Source organism: Paenibacillus sp. FSL L8-0663, from assembly GCF_038008125.1.
GTDB lineage: Bacteria > Bacillota > Bacilli > Paenibacillales > Paenibacillaceae > Paenibacillus > Paenibacillus polymyxa_D.
Genome location: NZ_JBBOYM010000001.1, coordinates 4,519,486 through 4,538,283, shown reverse-complemented (window position 1 = coordinate 4,538,283; position 18,798 = coordinate 4,519,486). Strand labels below are relative to the sequence as shown.

19 protein-coding genes are annotated in these 18,798 nt (G+C 46.0%); 13 read left to right on the top strand and 6 right to left on the bottom strand.

The genetic code is table 11. From position 1 onward, the window contains the following. Positions 1 to 55: 55 nt before the first annotated feature. From MKY75_RS20010 to MKY75_RS20000, 3 genes are all read left to right on the top strand, one after another. Positions 56 to 382: a hypothetical protein gene (locus MKY75_RS20010; RefSeq protein WP_039272696.1), complete on the top strand. Its 327-nt coding sequence runs from the start codon at positions 56 to 58 to the stop codon at positions 380 to 382. A gap of 18 nt (positions 383 to 400) precedes the next feature. Continuing rightward, entirely contained in the window at positions 401 to 691 is a 291-nt protein-coding gene (locus MKY75_RS20005; RefSeq protein WP_340886328.1) for a hypothetical protein, read from the top strand. A gap of 313 nt (positions 692 to 1,004) precedes the next feature. Next, complete coding sequence (locus tag MKY75_RS20000) at positions 1,005 to 1,325, top strand: hypothetical protein (protein WP_023990165.1); 321 nt, start codon at positions 1,005 to 1,007, stop codon at positions 1,323 to 1,325. A 156-nt stretch (positions 1,326 to 1,481) separates the two neighbouring features. On the opposite strand, the gene MKY75_RS19995 is transcribed toward MKY75_RS20000, so the two are convergent. From MKY75_RS19995 to MKY75_RS19985, 3 genes are all read right to left on the bottom strand, one after another. Further along, a complete protein-coding gene (locus tag MKY75_RS19995) occupies positions 1,482 to 2,339 on the bottom strand; it encodes a 1,4-dihydroxy-6-naphthoate synthase (RefSeq protein WP_029518234.1) in 858 nt (285 codons plus the stop codon). After that, positions 2,340 to 3,002: a futalosine hydrolase gene (locus MKY75_RS19990; RefSeq protein ID WP_165148513.1), complete on the bottom strand. Its 663-nt coding sequence runs from the start codon at positions 3,000 to 3,002 to the stop codon at positions 2,340 to 2,342. It lies immediately after the preceding gene. Positions 3,003 to 3,202: 200 nt separating this feature from the next. After that, entirely contained in the window at positions 3,203 to 3,448 is a 246-nt protein-coding gene (locus tag MKY75_RS19985; protein ID WP_029518236.1) for a hypothetical protein, read from the bottom strand. Between the two features lie 307 nt (positions 3,449 to 3,755). Here MKY75_RS19985 and ppk1 point away from each other — a divergent pair, with 307 nt between their 5' ends. After that, the gene (ppk1, locus tag MKY75_RS19980; RefSeq protein WP_029518237.1) at positions 3,756 to 5,864 is read left to right on the top strand and encodes a polyphosphate kinase 1; all 2,109 of its coding nucleotides are present in this window, start codon (positions 3,756 to 3,758) and stop codon (positions 5,862 to 5,864) included. On the opposite strand, the gene MKY75_RS19975 is transcribed toward ppk1, so the two are convergent. Then, the gene (locus MKY75_RS19975) at positions 5,824 to 7,359 is read right to left on the bottom strand and encodes a Ppx/GppA phosphatase family protein (protein WP_029518238.1); all 1,536 of its coding nucleotides are present in this window, start codon (positions 7,357 to 7,359) and stop codon (positions 5,824 to 5,826) included. The genes ppk1 and MKY75_RS19975 overlap by 41 nt on opposite strands. A gap of 216 nt (positions 7,360 to 7,575) precedes the next feature. On the opposite strand from MKY75_RS19975, the gene MKY75_RS19970 reads away from it, so the two are divergent. After that, a complete protein-coding gene (locus tag MKY75_RS19970) occupies positions 7,576 to 8,232 on the top strand; it encodes a YheC/YheD family protein (RefSeq protein ID WP_165148519.1) in 657 nt (218 codons plus the stop codon). Positions 8,233 to 8,514: 282 nt separating this feature from the next. Then, entirely contained in the window at positions 8,515 to 8,658 is a 144-nt protein-coding gene (locus tag MKY75_RS19965) for a sporulation histidine kinase inhibitor Sda (RefSeq protein ID WP_007431918.1), read from the top strand. Positions 8,659 to 8,818: 160 nt separating this feature from the next. On the opposite strand, the gene MKY75_RS19960 is transcribed toward MKY75_RS19965, so the two are convergent. Continuing rightward, positions 8,819 to 9,823, bottom strand: a complete 1,005-nt coding sequence (locus MKY75_RS19960) for an NAD(P)/FAD-dependent oxidoreductase (protein WP_165148522.1) — start codon at positions 9,821 to 9,823, stop codon at positions 8,819 to 8,821. A 231-nt stretch (positions 9,824 to 10,054) separates the two neighbouring features. On the opposite strand from MKY75_RS19960, the gene MKY75_RS19955 reads away from it, so the two are divergent. The 4 genes from MKY75_RS19955 (at position 10,055) to MKY75_RS19940 (ending at position 14,501) form a co-directional block, all read left to right on the top strand. Next, entirely contained in the window at positions 10,055 to 11,245 is a 1,191-nt protein-coding gene (locus MKY75_RS19955) for an NAD(P)/FAD-dependent oxidoreductase (protein ID WP_340886326.1), read from the top strand. Positions 11,246 to 11,379: 134 nt separating this feature from the next. Next, positions 11,380 to 11,886 carry a MarR family winged helix-turn-helix transcriptional regulator gene (locus MKY75_RS19950; protein ID WP_165148528.1) on the top strand — a complete coding sequence of 169 codons (507 nt, stop codon included), beginning with the start codon at positions 11,380 to 11,382 and terminating at the stop codon, positions 11,884 to 11,886. A gap of 114 nt (positions 11,887 to 12,000) precedes the next feature. Continuing rightward, positions 12,001 to 13,338, top strand: coding sequence for an HlyD family secretion protein (locus tag MKY75_RS19945; RefSeq protein ID WP_039272689.1), 1,338 nt, complete (start codon positions 12,001 to 12,003; stop codon positions 13,336 to 13,338). Continuing rightward, a complete protein-coding gene (locus MKY75_RS19940; protein ID WP_340886322.1) occupies positions 13,335 to 14,501 on the top strand; it encodes an ABC transporter permease in 1,167 nt (388 codons plus the stop codon). Before MKY75_RS19945 ends, MKY75_RS19940 begins: the two co-directional genes overlap by 4 nt. An 81-nt stretch (positions 14,502 to 14,582) precedes the next feature. On the opposite strand, the gene hemQ is transcribed toward MKY75_RS19940, so the two are convergent. After that, positions 14,583 to 15,362, bottom strand: coding sequence for a hydrogen peroxide-dependent heme synthase (gene hemQ, locus MKY75_RS19935; protein WP_340886321.1), 780 nt, complete (start codon positions 15,360 to 15,362; stop codon positions 14,583 to 14,585). A 345-nt stretch (positions 15,363 to 15,707) separates the two neighbouring features. Here hemQ and MKY75_RS19930 point away from each other — a divergent pair, with 345 nt between their 5' ends. The 3 genes from MKY75_RS19930 to trxA all read left to right on the top strand — a co-directional run bounded on the left by MKY75_RS19930 (position 15,708) and on the right by trxA (position 18,669). Next, positions 15,708 to 17,225 (top strand): DnaD domain protein, encoded by a 1,518-nt coding sequence (locus MKY75_RS19930; protein WP_069012623.1) that lies wholly within the window; start codon positions 15,708 to 15,710, stop codon positions 17,223 to 17,225. A gap of 53 nt (positions 17,226 to 17,278) precedes the next feature. After that, positions 17,279 to 18,226, top strand: coding sequence for a primosomal protein DnaI (gene dnaI / locus MKY75_RS19925; protein WP_029518246.1), 948 nt, complete (start codon positions 17,279 to 17,281; stop codon positions 18,224 to 18,226). Between the two features lie 125 nt (positions 18,227 to 18,351). Continuing rightward, positions 18,352 to 18,669: a thioredoxin gene (trxA, locus tag MKY75_RS19920; protein WP_010347861.1), complete on the top strand. Its 318-nt coding sequence runs from the start codon at positions 18,352 to 18,354 to the stop codon at positions 18,667 to 18,669. Positions 18,670 to 18,798 lie beyond the last annotated feature (129 nt).

Sequence of the window (18,798 nt, the reverse complement as noted above, 5' to 3'; positions counted from 1 at the left end):
GGAACCTAATGTATTCCGATGTTGGGTTTTGCAGATGAAGCGGGGGAGTTAAGGAATGGACAGATATACACCTACAGCGAGGGAACGTTGGCAGATGAAACAGAGCGAGCCGCAGCAGCAGGGATGGCTGCTCGCTTTCTTTGGCTGGATTTTTGCAGGTTTGGGGTTCATATTTAGTTTTTTTGTCTTTGGAGGATTGTTGGGTGTCTTAGGTTTGGTTTTTGGAATTTTGACGAAACGAATGGAACAAAGAAACACGCAGGGCATCTTCATTATTGTAATCAGCTCCGTTGCTATTGGCATCGGTCTATTGATTTTTATGATTTTTTTTACGCAAGGTTTTGTAGAGGGTCTGAGAGAAGGGTATAATGAGCATTATTAGGTCAGGGAGGTAACAGCATTGAGCGTCATTATTTCACAGCAAATCTCGGCAACGGGCGTGAAGGAATATACGAAGGTGATGAAAACATTTGATTCTCTGTTTACACCTTTAGTTGGACAGAAGATCAGGGACACGGCATTTGGCGATATGCAATATTACGATGTCGAGGACGTATTTATTGATCTAGCGGAGAATGAATATTGGGTTATTCTACCTGCCGTTTTGCTGCATACTGATGATATTGAGGATATACGAGACGCTGTGCGTGAGTATCGTTCACATGGTTGGGAATGTACGAAACCTCTGTAAATGCATACCACTTAGGCATCTATACGGAAACGTCTTTCTTTTGCGAGATAGGCGTTTTTTTGTGTATTTGTGTAGGTGATATTCCTAATGATTGGCATGAAAAGAAAGAATTTATGCTGAAAATGCGCAAATTTTATCATTTTTTATCATAAAACGACAAGTTGGGAAATGAAAACGGCCTTAATGTGTTATACTTAGTATATCAAAGGACAAGAGTCTAAAACGACCGGTAAGGCCCTTTCTTTGAAGAGCCTCTGAAAGGTTCAACGTTTATCCAAAATAAATGGTCAAAAGGAAAAGGGGAAATGCTAACGTGAGAGTGAATTTGAAATTTACCAACAAAGGGCAAGTTGCAGTTGAGAAGTTCAACAATGAGGAGCTTATCGAAATCTTTACCCGCTACATTAAAACGTTAAGCAAGAAGTATGATATCTCGGTTACCGTACCGGAGGATCTGAATGAGCAGATCTTGGAGGAGGGTACCGTGAAGGTCGTGTTGGATAAGATTAATTGTGACATGGACGCTTTTTTCAAGGAGCTGAGCCGGGATATCAAGGTGCCGCTGGTCAAAAGATTGGGTACCAAACTGGATAACGTATTTAAGACCGAGGTTGTGGAGCAGGAACAGAACTAAGTATAGGGATCAAGCGAGTCGAATGAAGATTCGCCATATGAAATGATAAAACCTCCCGAATGGGGCGCATGGCTAGGCCATGTGCTCGTTCGGGAGGTTTTATATGTTTAAACTACTCTATTCAGTAGGAAAACATGCAAGGCATGTCTCTCCCTTTTAACGTATTGTTGTGGATGTAGGGCGCAGTTGGGCTAAATCAAACGAAGGTACCAGCCCTTCCTGCGCGGCACGACCGAGCAAAGCTTCGATGGCGGCATATCCACTGTCGCCCAGATTGGCGGTAAAATCGTTAACGTACAGGTCGATATGCGATTGGGCGACATCAGGTGAAAGCTCCTGCGCATGAGACAATACATATTCACGCGAAGCTTCGGGATGCTGCCAAGCGTATTCGACAGAGGCGCGTATCCAGTTTGTGATCGCATCCAGATCCAGCGTACGGCGGGCAATAATAGCTCCGAGCGGGATCGGCAGTCCTGTATCTTCTTCCCACCAGTTCCCCAGATCGACTTGCTTACTAAGCCCGTAGGACGGATACGTGAACCGTGCTTCATGAATAACTAGTCCGGCATCTATCTTCCCGTCACGGACAGCAGGCATAATTTGGTCGAACGGCATCACGACGATCTCGCCGACACCCCCAGGCACATGCTTGGCCGCCCACAGGCGGAACAGCAGATAGGCAGTGGAACGTTCACTCGGAACGGCTACACGCTTGCCGGACAGGGCTTCCGGGCCTTTGACGGTGGAACCTTCCTTGGTCAGCACGAGTGGCCCACAACCCCGGCCCAGTGCGCCCCCACAAGGCAGCAGGGCATATTCATCCAGTACCCAAGGGAGTGCAGCATACGAAATTTTCATGATATCCAGTCCGTCTGGTGTGATCGCCAGATTGTTGGTGATGTCGATATCGGCGAATGTAATGTCCAGCGCGGGTGCGCCCGGAATCAAACCATGCGCCAGGGCATGGAAGACAAAAGTGTCGTTGGGACAAGGTGAAAAAGCAATTTGCATCTATATAACCTCCGTTAATGTAGAAAATGCGGCTTCCAATGCTTGCAAAGCCTCTTTGATTCGCCAGGCTGCACGGTCACGTGGACCGACAGCATTGGAAATCGTGCGGATTTCCATCGTCGGCAGTTCTAGCCTATTTGCCGCCACGGCCACGCCGTAGCCTTCCATCGCTTCGGCAGCAGCTCCAGGAACGCGTTTGGCCAGCCGTTCCGCTGTTGCCGCCGTACCGGTGGCCGTAGAGACGGTCAGGATCGGCCCCGCGACAGCCGTCTGTCCGGCGGCACGCAACGTCTGAACCAATCGCTGCGCGGTGGCAACGTTCACGGCAATTTTGCTTGAGCCGAACCCTAGCTCGTCCACGCTGCTGAAGCCCTCTGCCGTCTCGGCCCCCAGGTCGGCGGCAATGATCGCGTCAGCAACAACGACGCTCTCCAATGCAGCGACCTCCGCGAAGCCGCCACCAATTCCGGCGCTGATGACCAGACGGTAGTCACCAGCCGCCGCCAGTGCTAGCGCGGTTGAAGCCGCCGCGGACGGTGCGCCCACGCCAGCTAGCTCGACCACAAAACGGGTGTCGCCTTTCAGGCCCCGCAGTACAGCTTCCCGTTCGCCTTCAACCGCGGTCATAACCAGGATGCGCTCATCTGATGTTGTATGCTCCATCGGTTGATTCCCCTTTAAATTTAGGTAATATGCTCCCTTATCATACTGCTTTTCGAAACGATGTTCAAAAAAGGTCGACAAAAAAAGCGCTCTGAGGCGCTTTTTGAAAAACTGCAAGATTCAGCAGATATGAAAATCGGTAGTTGTAAACATAAAGCAATTCTAATCTGGAAGAACAGCGCAGGCATAGCATATAATAATTATATCGGCTGATCCTTTGTGATTAGCTGAAACATGGTAATATTGCGGTCATAATGGCTTGGGGTTCCATCTTGATTGCGCACCCGAATCATCTCGCTACTGAATAACTCGATATATCCACAGCCAATCTCACAGTATACACCTGTAGGGTCCTCTTGCCAGACCGTAACGAGGTGTTGAGACAGCGCTGCGGTGAAAAATTCGATGTTTTTTTGCAGTACGCGTGGCGTTTTCTTGGGTTCCATAACGTAAATCCTCCCTATATCATGCCATTTGAAAATCAGCAATTGAACGTGGCTTCTAAGTGGTTACTACACATCATAACGAACATAAACAACAGAAAAAGAAACGGTTCTTCAATCTACTCTATGAAACAGACGTAAACACTGTACCGCTTAATGCTATTTTTGTAAAGCATCCGAATGACCTTTTCAAATATCCAGTTTGTGTTTACACACATTTTACATTGCGTTTACACTGCTGTGATGCTAGTGCGTTTCATCTAATAGTACAATAAAGGGTAACTATACTGCATGAATTGATGGAGGCCATATGTTGATAGAGAGTCAGAATAAGGATAAAGCCGGGTCAGAACGTTACTTTAACCGAGATTTAAGCTGGATTGAATTTAATCGCCGTGTGCTTCAGGAAGCTCAGGATGCAGATACACCGTTGCTGGAGAGAGCCAAATTTTTGGCGATTGTATCTAGCAATTTGGATGAGTTTATGGCTGTTCGTGTTGCAGAGACGCGCGAGAAAATCAAGGCGGGTTTTATGCAAAAGGATTTTACGGGATATACCCCCTCCGGTTTGTACAAACGCCTGATCAAGCGTACTGTCTCGATGGTATCGGAACAATACCGGACCTATCGTGATATTTCTCGCCTCTTGACGAAAAAAGGTCTTTTACTGCTCGAATATGAAGACTTAAATACGACACAGCGCAAGTCGCTGGATGCATATTTTCATGAAATTATATTTCCGGTGCTCACGCCGATGGCGGTCGATCAGAGCCGTCCTTTTCCACTCGTTCACAATAAATACGTATATTTAGCGGTCGTTTTGAGACGTCCGGGGGATACGGAGGAGGATAAACCGCTTTTTGCCATTGTGCAGGTGCCTTCGAATATTCCACGTGTGGTTACAGTGCCGTTACGTTCCAATAGCAAGAAGAAATCATTTATTTTAATTGAGGAACTGATCAAGCATCATATCCAAACGCTGTTCACTGGGTATATCCCAGAGGCCGTTCATGCTTTTCGTGTGACACGTAACTCCGATTTATCCATTAATGAAGAAGAAATCGAAGATTTGCTCGAAGAGATTGAAAAAGAGCTGCGTCGAAGACGACGGGGCGCGCCAGTAAGACTGGAAGTAGAAAAAGGGATTCATCCCTATGCCCTGATGGAGCTTCAACGCGAATTCAAGCTGTTCGACCATGTGTTTGAGGTGGACGGGCCGTTGGATCTGACATTTTTATCGTCTTTTGCCGATCATTTGGAGGGGTATTCACATTTGAAATTTCCGGCAATCAAACCACTGTATCCGGAAGAACTGCCCCCGCAAGAGGATATTTTCAACGTACTTCGCAAACGGGACGTGCTCGTGTACCACCCGTATGAATCATTCGATGCGGTAACTGATTTTATCATTGAGGCATCAGAGGACCCAGATGTGATGGCAATCAAAATGACCCTGTACCGTGTCAACGGGGAATCGAAGCTGATTCCGGCATTGGCACGTGCGGCCGAATCGGGCAAGCAGGTAACAGTGGTGGTGGAGCTGAAAGCCCGTTTTGACGAGGAACGTAATATTGCCTGGGCGCGTACGCTTGAAAAAGCAGGCTGTCACGTAGTGTATGGGTTGGTTGGCTTGAAGACGCACGCCAAAATCATTCTTGTCATACGCCATGAGCGCAACGCACTCAAACGATATGTGCATGTAGGTACAGGCAATTATAATGAAAGCACGGCGCGTGTGTATACGGATATCGGATTGTTTACGTCGGATCCAGTACTTGGTGAGGATGCCTCCGAACTGTTTAATGAAATCACGGGATTCTCTGCGCTCAAGACTTTGCAAGCTTTTACGGTGGCTCCAACGGGAATGAAGAACAAGCTGTTTGAACTCATCCGTAGGGAAGCAGAGCAAGCATTGGCAGGTAAGCCCGCCCGGATTATTGCCAAGATCAACTCCTTATCCAATCAGGAGATGATCGATGAACTATATGCGGCTTCCCAAGCAGGTGTGAAGATTGATCTTATCATCAGAGGGGTCTGCTGTTTGCGTCCCGGTGTGGAAGGATTCAGCGAGAATATACGTGTCATCAGTATTGTAGACCGCTTTCTGGAGCATTCCAGATTGTTTTATTTTGAAAATGGAGGGAAATCCGAGTTATTTCTGTCCAGTGCGGATTGGATGACTCGCAATTTGACCCGCCGAATTGAACTGATGTGCCCGATTTATGATGACGGGATCAAAGAAATGCTGGCAGATATTCTGCATTTATCGTTAAGGGATAATGTGAAGGCGCGCCAGCTTTTGCCTAATGGCAGCTATCAATTTGTGTCCAGAAACGACAAAGAGGCTCCCATCAGGAGCCAATCTGAAGCGATGAAGGTTAGAAATTGGAAGAAGGTAGAATGGACCACGACAATGTGAGGTTCCACGCCTTTTGGAAATCTTTCGCAACGGATTCTAGTTCTCGTTGTTCTAATATGGGTTCACTCTTGCTTTCCAAACGAAGATGCATTGCGTCATCCCCTGTAGTAGGATTGATGCTGGTAATCATTCCGGACTCACTCCGATCCATGCCAATCGCGAGCTGGAGCAGCGAGCCGAGCCGATGTACACGTTCCTCGTCGGAAGGCTCCAAAATATCCGCATGTGTGCGTAGCAAACGGGGGGTCCGGTTCTTGGGATGGTAATCCGCGATCAACGCGGCTAGTACCGTTTCCCTATGGGATAGACCGCCAATGCCTGCATGTAAGATCCAGAACACGGAATTCTGGCGAAAATGATAGTAATTCAAGGCAGCTCCCGTTTTGTAAAGAGTTGCTGCGGTCAGTAACAAACGTTTGTCCATAGCAGCTGAGGTTCCGCTAGCTAATGTGTCATAGAGCCGGACGGCGTACTCGTTAACCCGCTTGACATGCGCTTCGCTAACCGGGACAGCAAACGAAAGGATATTGCGAATGGATGTGATAAGCGGATTAGCTACCACGGGCTGTTCCGCGTTGACCAGCTCATGAAATAGGCCGTCTCGCAGACCCGCTCCACTGACCAGATACGCGGAGCCTTGAGCAGCTTCAAATATCGTTTTCAATATAATAAGCCCCGGTACAATGATGTCGGCTCTGTCCTTGGACAGGCCGGCTGTTTTTTTGCGTTTTTCATAGGGAAGATGGGGCAGACTGCCATAGAAGTAATCGACATCTTCTATCGTCATTTCGTAATGGTGCGTCACAGGAAGTGAGTAATCCTGCCGCTTCTGATTGATTTTAGCCAAAGTACGCAGGGTCCCACCTAGCCCGATGAATGGCAGATCCGGATTGGAGAAGATCCAATCATGATTTTGCAGTGAAGAACGGACAAAGCTCTCCATTTCCTCAATCTGCTGAGGAGACCATTCGCCATTCTTGACCTCACGTCCAAAGCGCCAGTTCATATTGACGGCGCCAAAGGGAAATGACACCGTATGCAGTCGCTTTCGATCGCGGAACAGCGTAATTTCGGTACTGCCACCCCCGATGTCAATGATGATTCCATCACTCACATTCATAGTGTTCACTACACCCAGAAAACCGGCATAGCCTTCTTGCTCTCCGCTCAGTATTTCCAATGTTAAATTTGTCTCCTCCGCAATCCATTGGACGATTTCGTCCGAATTCGTGGCATTGCGGATGGCTGCTGTTGCTGCTGCACGCATACGGACAACCCCGTGCATATGGCATACCGCCATAAATTGGCGCAACAATGGAGCGATGCTTCGAATCGCCTCCCGCTCCATACGGCCGTTGGCCCCAACCTTTTCGCTCAGTCGGGCAGCTTCTTTGCATTCCTGCACAATGCGATAGGCTCCTGTCTCTGTCATTTCATAGATCACCAGACGTATGGAGTTTGAGCCAATGTCCATGATGCCAATTTTGCTATTCATGAGTTGACCTCCTTGTTGAAAAACGATTTGGCGGTAATTTCCGCTGTTCCGTGCAAATGGTAGTAGATTATTGTCATTGTACCAGTGATATTCGGTGCATGCTACCGTTCGCCATGATCTTGTCGAAATAGACACATGCCGCGGACAATCATCCAAGAATAGAATATTCCTGTTGAGTATGTATAAGTATACCTGACGGCGAAAGGAGAGGGTTAGATGAGACAACTTGCAAGCAAATGGCTAAAGACGAAGGCGCTGCTCCACCATCCACATACCGCCGTTTATATACCGGAAACCTGTCTATATAGTGAAGATCAATTGCGCATGATGCTGCGGCGGCATGCTTTTGTGTTTATAAAACCTGTAAAAGGAGGCGGAGGAATCGGAGTCATGCGTGTGGCAAAGGAGCGTAGGGGATACACCTGCACGCGTATGGAGCACACGCACCGGTTCAGTCATTTTAGAGCACTTGTAATCGGAATCCATAAGCTCCGAATCCAACGCCCATATCTCATTCAACAAGGGATCCAACTGGCAAGTATTCAAGGTAGACCTGTCGACTATCGAGTCAAAGTTGTGAAGGAAGGGCAGAGATGGGATTTTCGTGCGGTAGTTGCACGTCATGCTCGTCCCGGACTGGTCATTACGAATCTGTGCAGAGGGGGAACTTTGCTGAAGGGAACAGATGCGCTTCGAATGATATATCCCCGGCGGCTTGCTACGCGAAAGCGGCGAGAGATCATTGAACTTACACAGCGCTGTATTCCTGTGCTGGAAAAAAGGTTTCCTGGGATTGGACAACTAGGATTTGATTACGGGCTTGATCAGAATGGAAGGGTATGGATTTTAGAGGTTAATACAAGACCTCAATAAATTTCTGTTTTCTTCAATAAAATCCCAATTTAATCTATTAACAAGACGCTAAATATAATATATTTGTATAAATAATAAAAATATTTTTTTTGTGTTCAAGCTTCAAAATTCTGTGTATAAATATTGTCCACATTATCCCCTGTCACATATAAGGGTTAACGACACTTACCAACAATTTATACACAGGATTTCCACAATTGGCTGTGGATAACAGAACGCTTGTTCCGTTTTTGGTATTTTGATAGAATAGATTTTGAAATAAAAGGAAAGGTTGTGTCGAGGATGGCTATGCTGACGGATGAGATGCTTTTGGATTCCTATCAGATGGCAATCGAGCTTAAACTTGAATGTGACTTCATTGCACTGTTGCTGGCTGAAATTCACAAAAGAAATCTAGAGATGAATACAGCCGTAGTCCTTCATTAGACCGGACAAGCTCTCGTACTGCGACTGTAAAGTCATTCAGGGTTCGAATGGCTTTACGGACAATCACTGCAACGAATAGGCACACCGTAAAAAAGGGTATTTCACTCCAAACATTCAAATTTGGAGTAAAATACCCTTTTTTGTCATAGTCTAAACTAAACTACATTTTCATGTTACTGCTGTGACCAGGAGACAACTTGGCATCTGGATCTACATAGACCTTGGCGTTGTTGACTGCCGTAGGGGCTTCACCAAAGCCGACCGCAATCAGCTTGAGCTTGCCTGGATAGGTTGTAATATCCCCTGCGGCGAAAATGCCGGGAATATTGGTTTCCTGGCGAGAATCGACCACGATGGAATTACTTTCGATTTCAATTCCCCATTCAGCAATCGGGCCAAGTGTGGATACAAATCCAAAGTTAACGATCACATCGTCCACTTCGATTTCCTGTGTTTCTTTGGTTTTTACATGAGCAAGAGTGACTTTCGTAATCGTGTCTTCTCCATGCAATTCTGTAATTTCCGTTGGTGTAATAACATTTACTTTGGATGCGAGGAGGTTTTCGACACTGTGTTCATGCGCACGGAATTTGTCGCGGCGGTGAATCAATGTAACCTGTTCTGCAATTGGTTCCAGCATGAGTGCCCAGTCTACGGCAGAGTCACCGCCACCACTGATTAGCACTTTTCGGCCTGCAAATTTGCTCAGGTCGCTAACAAAGTAATGCAGGTTCGTTTTTTCAAAATGTTCGGCACCTGGAAGCTCCAGTCTGCGCGGCTCGAAAGCACCAACACCAGCGGTAATAATAACCGCCTTACCATGATACTCGCCACCTTTGTCTGTTTTTACGATGAAGTGGCGTTCTTCTTTTTTCTCTAACGATACGACTTTCTCTTCTAGCTGCACTTCTGGATTAAAGTGGTTCATTTGTTGAACCAAATTGTTGACCAGTTCCTGTGCAGTTACTTTAGGAAAGCCAGCAACGTCATAAATATATTTTTCAGGATAAAGGGCTGCAAGCTGGCCGCCCAGTTGGGGCATACTTTCAATTAAGGTGACGGATGCCTGACGCATTCCTCCGTAAAAAGCGGCGAAAATACCGGCTGGACCGCCTCCAATAATGATCAGATCGCGGATCTCCGCGCCTGTGGATTGAGTTGTCACTCTAAAAACACCTCCGAAAGGGATAGTATGGAATTTGTAATTATTGAATCAGCCGCATAGAGGTTCAGATAGCCGCCGAACGCATGATTCACTGTTTATCATTATAAACTGCCAGGTTCCGCTTGCAAAGTTAAAGCTATTAATATTTGATGAAGACTTTTTTGTGAGTGTAAATTAACCGTTTTGAGAGAACAGCTTTGAATAATTATGTATATCGGAAGGGGTAGAAGCATGAGCAGTATTCCCAAAATTGTCATTGTGGGCGCCGGATATGGCGGTATATTGACGGCTCAGCAATTGCAAAAGGAGCTCAAGCACAATGAGGCGGATGTCACGCTGATCAACCGTCATGATTACCACTATATTACGACACATCTTCATATGCCTGCGGCAGGTACGGATACGATTGAGCATTCAAGGATTCCGATTGCCCAACTGATCGATGAGTTCAAGGTGGATTTAGTCAAAGGAACGGTTAAGGAAATCATACCGAAGGAGAAAAAAATCTTGCTGGAGGATGGTTCGCTCTCCTATGATTATTTGGTCATTGGACTAGGCGGGGAGCCAGAAACATTCGGTATTCCGGGAATGGATAAGTTCGCGCTGACGATTCGCAGTATTAACTCGGTTCGCCTGATTCGTGAGCATATTGAATACCAGCTGGCCTTGTATAAAAACGACGGTAAACCAGGTCGCCTCAATTTCGTCGTAGGGGGCGCTGGTTTTAGCGGTATTGAGTTTGTAGCGGAGTTAGCGGATCGTTTGCCACAGCTGGCTAGAGCGTATGACATCGATTTTAACCGAATTCAAATCATTAACGTCGAGGCGGCTCCAACGGCACTGCCAGGGTTCGATCCTGAGCTGGTGGAGTATGCGATGGATGTCCTTAAGCGAAAAGGGGTCACCTTCCGCATTGGAATTCCGATTAAGGAATGCTTACAGGATGGTGTAATCGTTGGTGAGGGTGAGAAAATCGAAGCCTGCACCGTGGTCTGGACGGGAGGAATCCGTGGGAACGGATTAATCGAGAAAGCTGGATTCGAAGTGATGCGCGGAAGGGTGAAAATCGACGATTTTCTGCGTGCACCGGAACATGATGACATTTTTATTATCGGGGACAGCTCCTTGATGTTTAATCCCGAAGGACGCCCTTATCCACCGACGGCCCAAATTGCGATGCAGCAAGGGGTCCTTTGTGCCAAGAATCTGGCCGCTACTCTTCGCAAAAAGGAACTGCACAAGTTCGTATTTTCCAACAAAGGGACGGTTGCTTCTCTTGGAAAAGGCGAAGCCGTCGCTGTGGTGGGTAAGCGCAAAATAAAAGGTTGGGTGGCCGCACAATTGAAAAAAATTGTGGATCTCCGCTATCTGTTCATCATTGGCGGAATTCCACTGGTACTGAAAAAAGGACGGTTTTTCTAAGGCAAAAAGGTTTCCATGACTCCTAAAAAGGAGCTTGGAGACCTTTTTTATTTCAATGAACAAAAAAAGATATTGACCCATAACTATTCGACGTCGTATAGTATGATTACTAATTACAGAGGGGGAGCTTCACATTGAATTCTGATTTTAAAATCAATGCCGATCCCAGTAGAATACATTTATTGACTGAAAAGTTTCCAAATGTGGACTCCCAATCGTTGAATACGTGGGTACTTTTCGTGCAGGCAGCACATGAAGTGTACAATGGAGTGTCTTCCAGACTCTCGGAATATGGGCTATCTGTAGGCAACCTGAAAATTTTAATGCCATTGTTTTTACATGAACGTGCATTGACTCCATCAGAGCTGGCTGAATATTCAGGGGTTACTCGTTCAACAGTAACCAGCGTAATTGATAAGCTGGAACGGGACGGCATCATCCGAAGAAGTACGCTGACGGATCGACGTATGACCGCGATCTCCTTGACTGGTGAAGGAAAACAGTTAATGACGGAAAAAATTCCGATGTTCATCCAGCTTTTTTCGGATTTAATGAATGAATTTACTAAGGAAGATCATATTCTATTTGCTACGTTATTAAATAAGTTTTCTTCAGGACTTGAACGGATAAAACGGGAATAATCAAATTTCCCGGCTTAAATAGTTAGACGTCGTACTATCAGATTCCTTATTTGTTTTTGACTATTATTTTTTAACTATCATTGGCTAAATCATCATGAAGGAGAGTTTATTGCAATGAATAAAAAGATCATTGTGTACGTGCTACTTGTTGTTGCATTAGGTACCGGAGGTACGCTGATGGCAATGAGCGGCAAGGATGCTGTGAGTATGGCAGCCCAACAAAAAAACACACTGCTTACGGCAGATACCGTAAATGTTGCTTTTCAGGGCGTAGGGGGAAGAGTAAACACGATTGAGGTGAAGGAAGAACAACAGGTGAAAAAAGGGGATGTGCTCATGACCCTCGATCCTGTAGACCTTGATTTGCAAATTGAGAAATTAAAAACGGATATCGCACAGGCTGATGTGAAAATAAAACAGGCTAAAGACGGGCTGCAAAATCAGTCGGAAAAAATTTCAACTTCAGAAAAACAGGGACAATTGGACATTCAAGCCGCGCAAGCAGGAGAGTCCTTATTAAATCAAGGAACACGTGCGGAGGATATTCTAAGACAAAAGCTGGCTATTGAAGCAGCACAGCAATCGTTGGACGCAGCTCTGACAGGAGTAGAGACAGCCAAAAGGAATGCGGAAATCGCGCAAAAAACAGTATCATCCAGACAACAGGCTCTGGACTTGGCTAATGTGAATTACAACCGTATCAAAGCGTTATATGATGCTGGAGCTGGAACTAAAGCAGAACTGGATAACGCCAAAAACCAACTGGATAATGCCCAAATCGCGTTAGATACAGCTACAGATCAGGTTGAAATTGCCAAAAACCAGATTATAGCGGCTAGCAAACAATCGGACATTGCTAAAAATGGGATCGCTCAGCAGCAAACCGCTTTGGATAAAATGGAGGCAGGCGCAACTGCTGAGGAACGCCAGCAGGCTCGTATCAAAACAGAAAAAGCAAAGGAAGCCTTGACTCAAACCTCGCAAACACGAAAAGATGTTAAGAATAGCGAATACAATGTGGATCTTCTGGCTCAACAAAAGCAGGCATTAAGTGTTCAACTCAAAACTTTGGAATTGCAGCGCGGACGTATGGTGCTGAAGGCATCCGCAGATGGTAAGGTGTCGCGTATTGTACCTAAAATGGGAGAGATCGTTTCTACGGGGGCAACGGGCGTCGTTATTGAAACCAATCAGCTATACTACGATATTTATGTGGGCGAGGATTCCATGTCACAGTTTAAAGCTGGGGGAAATGTGAATACGCACGTCGTAGCTTTAGATAAAGATGTCCAAGGCAAGGTGAGGTACATTACTTCTGCCCCTCAGTATACCAACATGAGAATGAGTCGGGACAAAGGTCTGTCGGATATAAGCTCCTTCCAAGTGCGGGTGGATGTCCAGCGAACATCTGAATTATTACCTGGAATGACGGTAGAGGTTGTGACGAAATGAAGGCGTTTATAGAAGAATGGAAGCTGATGATCAGTGGTAAGATGGTTTTTATCATGCTGCTCGTTCCTATCGTAGTAGCTGTAGCCTTTGGATTTGTTTTTAAAAATAATCAGCTTAACGATGCCTCTGTAGCTGTAGTCGATTTAGATCATAGCAGTTATAGCCGACAGCTTATTAATAAATTAGATGCATCGCAGTATATTGATGTACGCCATGTGCAAGAGAATGAAGCCGATCCGAATTTACTTTTATATAATGAAAAGTTTTTTGCGGTGATTTACCTTCCAGCTGGGTTGGAGGAAAATAGGATCAAAGGAGTTCAGAGCAACATCGGTTTTTATGTGGATAATACGGTAGGTCAGGCTACGGGAAATCTACGCTCGGCAGTCACAGAGATTATGGCGACGGAAAATGCGATGCTGGCTGGTGGTGGATTAAAGGGTATGGGAATGAGTGACAGCCAGGTTACAGGGCTTACTTCCAATATGCTGCTTCAGCAGCGCCTGTTATATAATCCTACCAATGCTACTTTGATGACCTCAGTTATGGGGTTCATTAATACGGTCATGATTTCACTGATGGGTGCTACTGTACTGACAATTGTCCCGCGATTGCGGGAGCAAGGAAGATTAAAAGAGGAGCTTCAGTTTTCGTATGGTTTGATTCTTAGGGTGTTGCCGTATGCGTTAGTAGGATGTGTGTCCTTTTACCTGTCCATTGGTTTACTTAAGCAAATTGGCGGACTACGCTTTGAAGCGAATGTATGGCAGCTCAGTATTCCATTTCTCCTGTACACGATTACGTTGAGTTTGTTTGCTATGGCTTTAGGGTGGAATGCGGCGAATCCGGGAAAAGCTTCCCCACGCCTCATGCTAATTATACTGCCTTCGTTTTTACTGAGCGGCGCTCAATTGCCAGTAGCTATGCTGCCTACATCGCTGCAATATATTAGTAATATTCTTCCATTGACCTGGCATTTCAAGTTTTTGAGAGGGATGGGCTTCAAAGGTGGGAGCTTAAAATATTTTATTCCTGAGCTTGGCGGCTTTTTGATCCTATTAAGTGGTCTAATGCTTGTTATCTTTATTCAGATCGCTTTGGAGAAAAGAAAGCTGGCGAAAAGTGAGGATACATCCGTAGGGGTCGAGCCTGTGCTGCAATAAAAAAAGGATTCCGCCGTCCCGAAAGTGGGAGTTCGCGGAATCCTTAATTGTATGCTGCGATATGGTACTGACGGTTGTGCTTTACAGCTTCAACATGTCTTCAAATGATTCCTCATTCAACACACTGCCGACATAGAAGGAGCCAAATTCACCGTAACGGGCACTGACTTCATCAAAACGCATTTCGTAGATTAGCTTCTTGAACTGAAGTGCGTCATCGGAGAACAGTGTTACGCCCCATTCCCAATCGTCAAAGCCGACGGAACCGGAAATGATTTGTTTTACTTTGCCAGCATAGCTGCGTCCAATTAAACCGTGGCTGCGCATCAAGGTGCGACGCTCGTCCATTGAAAGCATGTACCAGTTATCGTTCAGGTCACGTTTTTTGTTCATTGGATAGAAGCAAATATAACGAGCCTTGTTTAATACAGGCTTCAAGCGTGCGACAATTTGTGGATTTTGCATAGGATCTTCATCTTTGCTCAAATAATTGCTCAGTTCCACCACACTCACATAAGAGTAGGTTTTAGTTGTATATTTGGCGAAGGTTGTTTTGTTAAAATCATTTTCCAGTTTATTGAGGTCTTCCAGCGTTTCGCGCAGGTGCATCATGACAAAATCAGCCTTTTGTCCGACTACAGTATAGACAGCTGAGCTGCCCAGACCCGCTTCCTCGGTAACGTTCCATTCCTTCATAAACTCTTGAAGCTCGTCCAGTGCTCCGGCGCGCTCTTCATCGTCTGCGGTCTTCCATGCTGTCCAGTTGATGGACCGAAAATCGTGAAGCGCATACCAGCCTTCCAGTGTGGAGGCTACTTCGTTAGGTGTTGCTGGGGTTTGTTGAGGTTGATGTTGACTCACGATCTACACTCCTTTACGATCTGTAAATGGTAATCGGCTTAGCCGAAATATGTGTACTTCCTAATATCATTCCTGTATCCAATACGTGATACTTAACCATTATATTGTAGCTCAAAGTAAAGCTTTTCACCAATGAAAGAAGTGTGAAGAATTTTATTTTTACCATGATGCAGGTCACAAAGTCATAAAATAGTTAGTATTCTCGAAAAAAGTAGAACTCAGACGAATACGGCTGCCAAAAAGGAGAACAATTGCCCTTATTTTGTTGGTCCCACCAGAAGGCAAGTATGATAGAATAGAAAAACATCTTGGAGACCGTTATGTCAGGAAAGGAAGAATGTTGGAATGCGGATGAAAAACCTGCTGCACTATACTGAGAACCACCGCTACTGCGTTTATCGGGAATTTGGCTTGAGCGCACTGGATGAATTGATGCTGGGAAGCGTCTATCAGCCGATGGTAGGCGCATTTGCGGTCAGTCTGTATCGACTGTTGTTCCAGCATGTGCCAGTCGGACAAATCGGTTATTCGCCGTTGGAACAGCAGCGTCGCCTTTTTCTGACACTGGGACTGGAGCCGAGTGAGAAGGGACGCAAGTATTTGATTGAACAGACCTCCAAACTGGAGGCCGTCGGTCTGTTACAGACGTCCAGGCTGTATGCACCCGAAACGGACGACTATATGTATGAATATGAGATGCAGCCGCCGCTCGCACCTGCTGAATTTTTCAGAACACAGCATCTCACCCTTTTGTTGAGAGACAAAATCGGTAAGTTTGCAGTGCTTTCTCTGAGAGAATCATTGTGGAGCAGAGAATCTAGCGAATGGTCGCAATCTTCCTATAATAAAGAGAATATTTCGATTCCATTTTATGAGTTATTTGAACTGAATACCCATGTTATAGATTATGAATTGGAGCAGGCGTTGTCCGAGGTGTCTACTAGCCGTCAGACTGGACCACTTGCGTCAGAATCGGAGGAAGCATTGAATTATGCAGATATTATTCTCCGTTTTCCGCGTGAATCTGCCAATCGTAAGCACGTGGAGCGTCTTCGGTTTGAGCACGAGCAGTTAGGCATGGTCAATTACGTTGTTCGCAAATTTGATCTATCTGTACAGGATATTAGCCGATTGCTGGATGAGGATGGTATTTTTACCGAAGCAGGCGACTTGTTGCTCGACGAGCTTCAGCTTCGGGCTAGCCAGCACTCCAGACAGGATCGCAAGCGTCAGGAGGAGCAGCAGGTTCAAGCCGCCAAGGTAGTTGCTTTGCGCCAAAGGGAAGCTTCCACATCTGAAGAGCCGCCTGCAGAGCAAGCTGTGGAAATGGAATTTTATGTGGAGGTTCCCCCACAATTCACAGCCAAGTGTGACATTCACCAATATAATATGATGTTGCGCAACGAGCCTTATCGCCGTTTGCTGCAAACCTTTTTCCCCGGCACGGTTCCCGGTAACCTGCTGGATATATTCGAGAAAATTGATATCAGCTATAAGCTGCCAGGCGAAGTCATCAACGTGCTGATCCATTATTTGATGTCACTGCTCGTATCCGGGAGCGATCAGCGGATTAACCGCAACTTTGTCGAGGCCGTTGCTTCCAATATGCTGCTTAAGCAGGTAAACACTTACGAGAAAGCCGTTCAATATATAAGGGATCAAGCTAAGGTAAAAGGAAAACAGTCCTCTGCTTCTCCTTCCGGCGGTCGATCCCGCGCGTATGCCAAAAATAACGGGCCAGCCAAGCCATCCATTCCAATCGTTCAAGATCAACCTTCCGAGGAGTCTGTATCTGAGGAAGAATTGGATGAACTGCTGCGTCTGGCCGAACGAATGCAATCCGGTAAACAGAAAAAGGTGTAGGTAGATTTTAAGGTATCCATAACTCTGCACTTTTTAAGAAAGGAGGAGCGTTCTTGGAATCACTGGGCGATTTGCTGCAGCAGATGCAGAACCCTTCGTTTCGCCAGCGTACTCGCAATGTAGCCGATCAGGTTCTAAATGATCCGCTCGTGCAGGAGTTTTGTGCTGCGCATCCTGATGTGGACGAAACACAATTGCGACTCAACATGAGCATGCTCTTTCAGTATGCCCGAGATCGTCGAAATTGCGACAATTGTCCGGGACTGGAACGGTGTCCTAACGATTTTCAGGGCCACTTTTGCAAGCTGGGCGTGGAATATCCGAATGGAACTGCTGAAATTGTAGACATTCGGACCCCATGTGCGAAGCAGATTGCTTCCCAACATGAGCAACGGGTGCGTGAGCGAATTAAAAGCTTCTATGTGGATGAACGCGCACTTCTGGAGGGATATAACGCCCTTGAAATTGCGCGCAAAGATTCACAACGCATGCCTGCCGTCACACAGCTATTCCGTTACATTGAAGAAACGAAAAGTCAGGGTCTATCCAAAAAAGGACTGTATCTGGAAGGTACGTTTGGTACGGGTAAAACTTTTTTGATGGGCTATTTATTGCACGAGTTGGCCCTGTCGGGTCTGAACGGTGTGATCGTGTATATGCCTGATTTTGTGGAGGACTTAAAGTCCATGATCCAGGATGGGCAGAAGTTGAAGGAAACGACCGAAATGCTCAAAAATTGTGATCTGCTTGTATTTGACGATATTGGAGCCGAAAATTTAAGCCCGTGGGTACGGGACCACGTGATGGGCTCTATTTTGAATTACCGAATGAACCGCAAACCTACTTTTTATACTTCCAATTATTCGTTGCAAGGGCTGGAGAAGCATCTCAGCTTTACGAGCAAGGATGGAGAGGAAATGTATAAAGGACAACGCTTGATGGACCGGATTCGTCCTTTTGTAGATGTCATTACCGTAAAGGGAAAAAATCAGCGGGGGTAAGCGTTTATCCGTCTGCTATTTCGATATCTTACAATTAAAAGACTATTGTGATATAATTAAAAGGTGTCGAAACAGACATTACAGGTTATAATAATCTTGACTTTTCTATAAAGGAGGAACATACAATGGCAATTGTTAACGTGTCCGATCAATCCTTCAACGCAGAAGTCGAAGGCACAGGAACCGTTTTGGTTGATTTTTGGGCGCCATGGTGCGGTCCTTGCAAAATGATCGCTCCTATTCTGGAGGATCTGTCCACAGAAGTTGGCGACAGCGTCAAAATCGCGAAGGTGAACGTGGATGAAAATCCAGAGTCTGCTTCCCGTTTCGGCGTGATGAGTATTCCGACCCTGATCGTTTTCAAAGACGGACAGCCTGTTGATAAAGTGGTAGGTCTGAACTCCAAAGAAGCGCTGAAAAGCATGCTTACTAAACACCAATAATCATTGCATGTGACCCATGCTCCCGCGGGGGCTTGGTGGAGCGGCCATGAAAGGTCAATGCCTCCGGTTGTAAATACCGGGGGCGTTTTTGTGTATTATTCCTATATATTATAAGTAGTTAGTTGAGTA

Coding starts and splice junctions, on each gene's coding strand:
- MKY75_RS20010 (WP_039272696.1), top strand. CDS start 56: ATGGACAGATATACACCTACAGCGAGGGAACGTTGGCAGATGAAACAG.
- MKY75_RS19995 (WP_029518234.1), bottom strand. CDS start 2,339: ATGCAAATTGCTTTTTCACCTTGTCCCAACGACACTTTTGTCTTCCAT.
- MKY75_RS19990 (WP_165148513.1), bottom strand. CDS start 3,002: ATGGAGCATACAACATCAGATGAGCGCATCCTGGTTATGACCGCGGTT.
- MKY75_RS19985 (WP_029518236.1), bottom strand. CDS start 3,448: ATGGAACCCAAGAAAACGCCACGCGTACTGCAAAAAAACATCGAATTT.
- ppk1 (WP_029518237.1), top strand. CDS start 3,756: ATGTTGATAGAGAGTCAGAATAAGGATAAAGCCGGGTCAGAACGTTAC.
- MKY75_RS19975 (WP_029518238.1), bottom strand. CDS start 7,359: ATGAATAGCAAAATTGGCATCATGGACATTGGCTCAAACTCCATACGT.
- MKY75_RS19970 (WP_165148519.1), top strand. CDS start 7,576: ATGAGACAACTTGCAAGCAAATGGCTAAAGACGAAGGCGCTGCTCCAC.
- MKY75_RS19965 (WP_007431918.1), top strand. CDS start 8,515: ATGGCTATGCTGACGGATGAGATGCTTTTGGATTCCTATCAGATGGCA.
- MKY75_RS19955 (WP_340886326.1), top strand. CDS start 10,055: ATGAGCAGTATTCCCAAAATTGTCATTGTGGGCGCCGGATATGGCGGT.
- MKY75_RS19945 (WP_039272689.1), top strand. CDS start 12,001: ATGAATAAAAAGATCATTGTGTACGTGCTACTTGTTGTTGCATTAGGT.
- MKY75_RS19940 (WP_340886322.1), top strand. CDS start 13,335: ATGAAGGCGTTTATAGAAGAATGGAAGCTGATGATCAGTGGTAAGATG.
- MKY75_RS19930 (WP_069012623.1), top strand. CDS start 15,708: ATGCGGATGAAAAACCTGCTGCACTATACTGAGAACCACCGCTACTGC.
- trxA (WP_010347861.1), top strand. CDS start 18,352: ATGGCAATTGTTAACGTGTCCGATCAATCCTTCAACGCAGAAGTCGAA.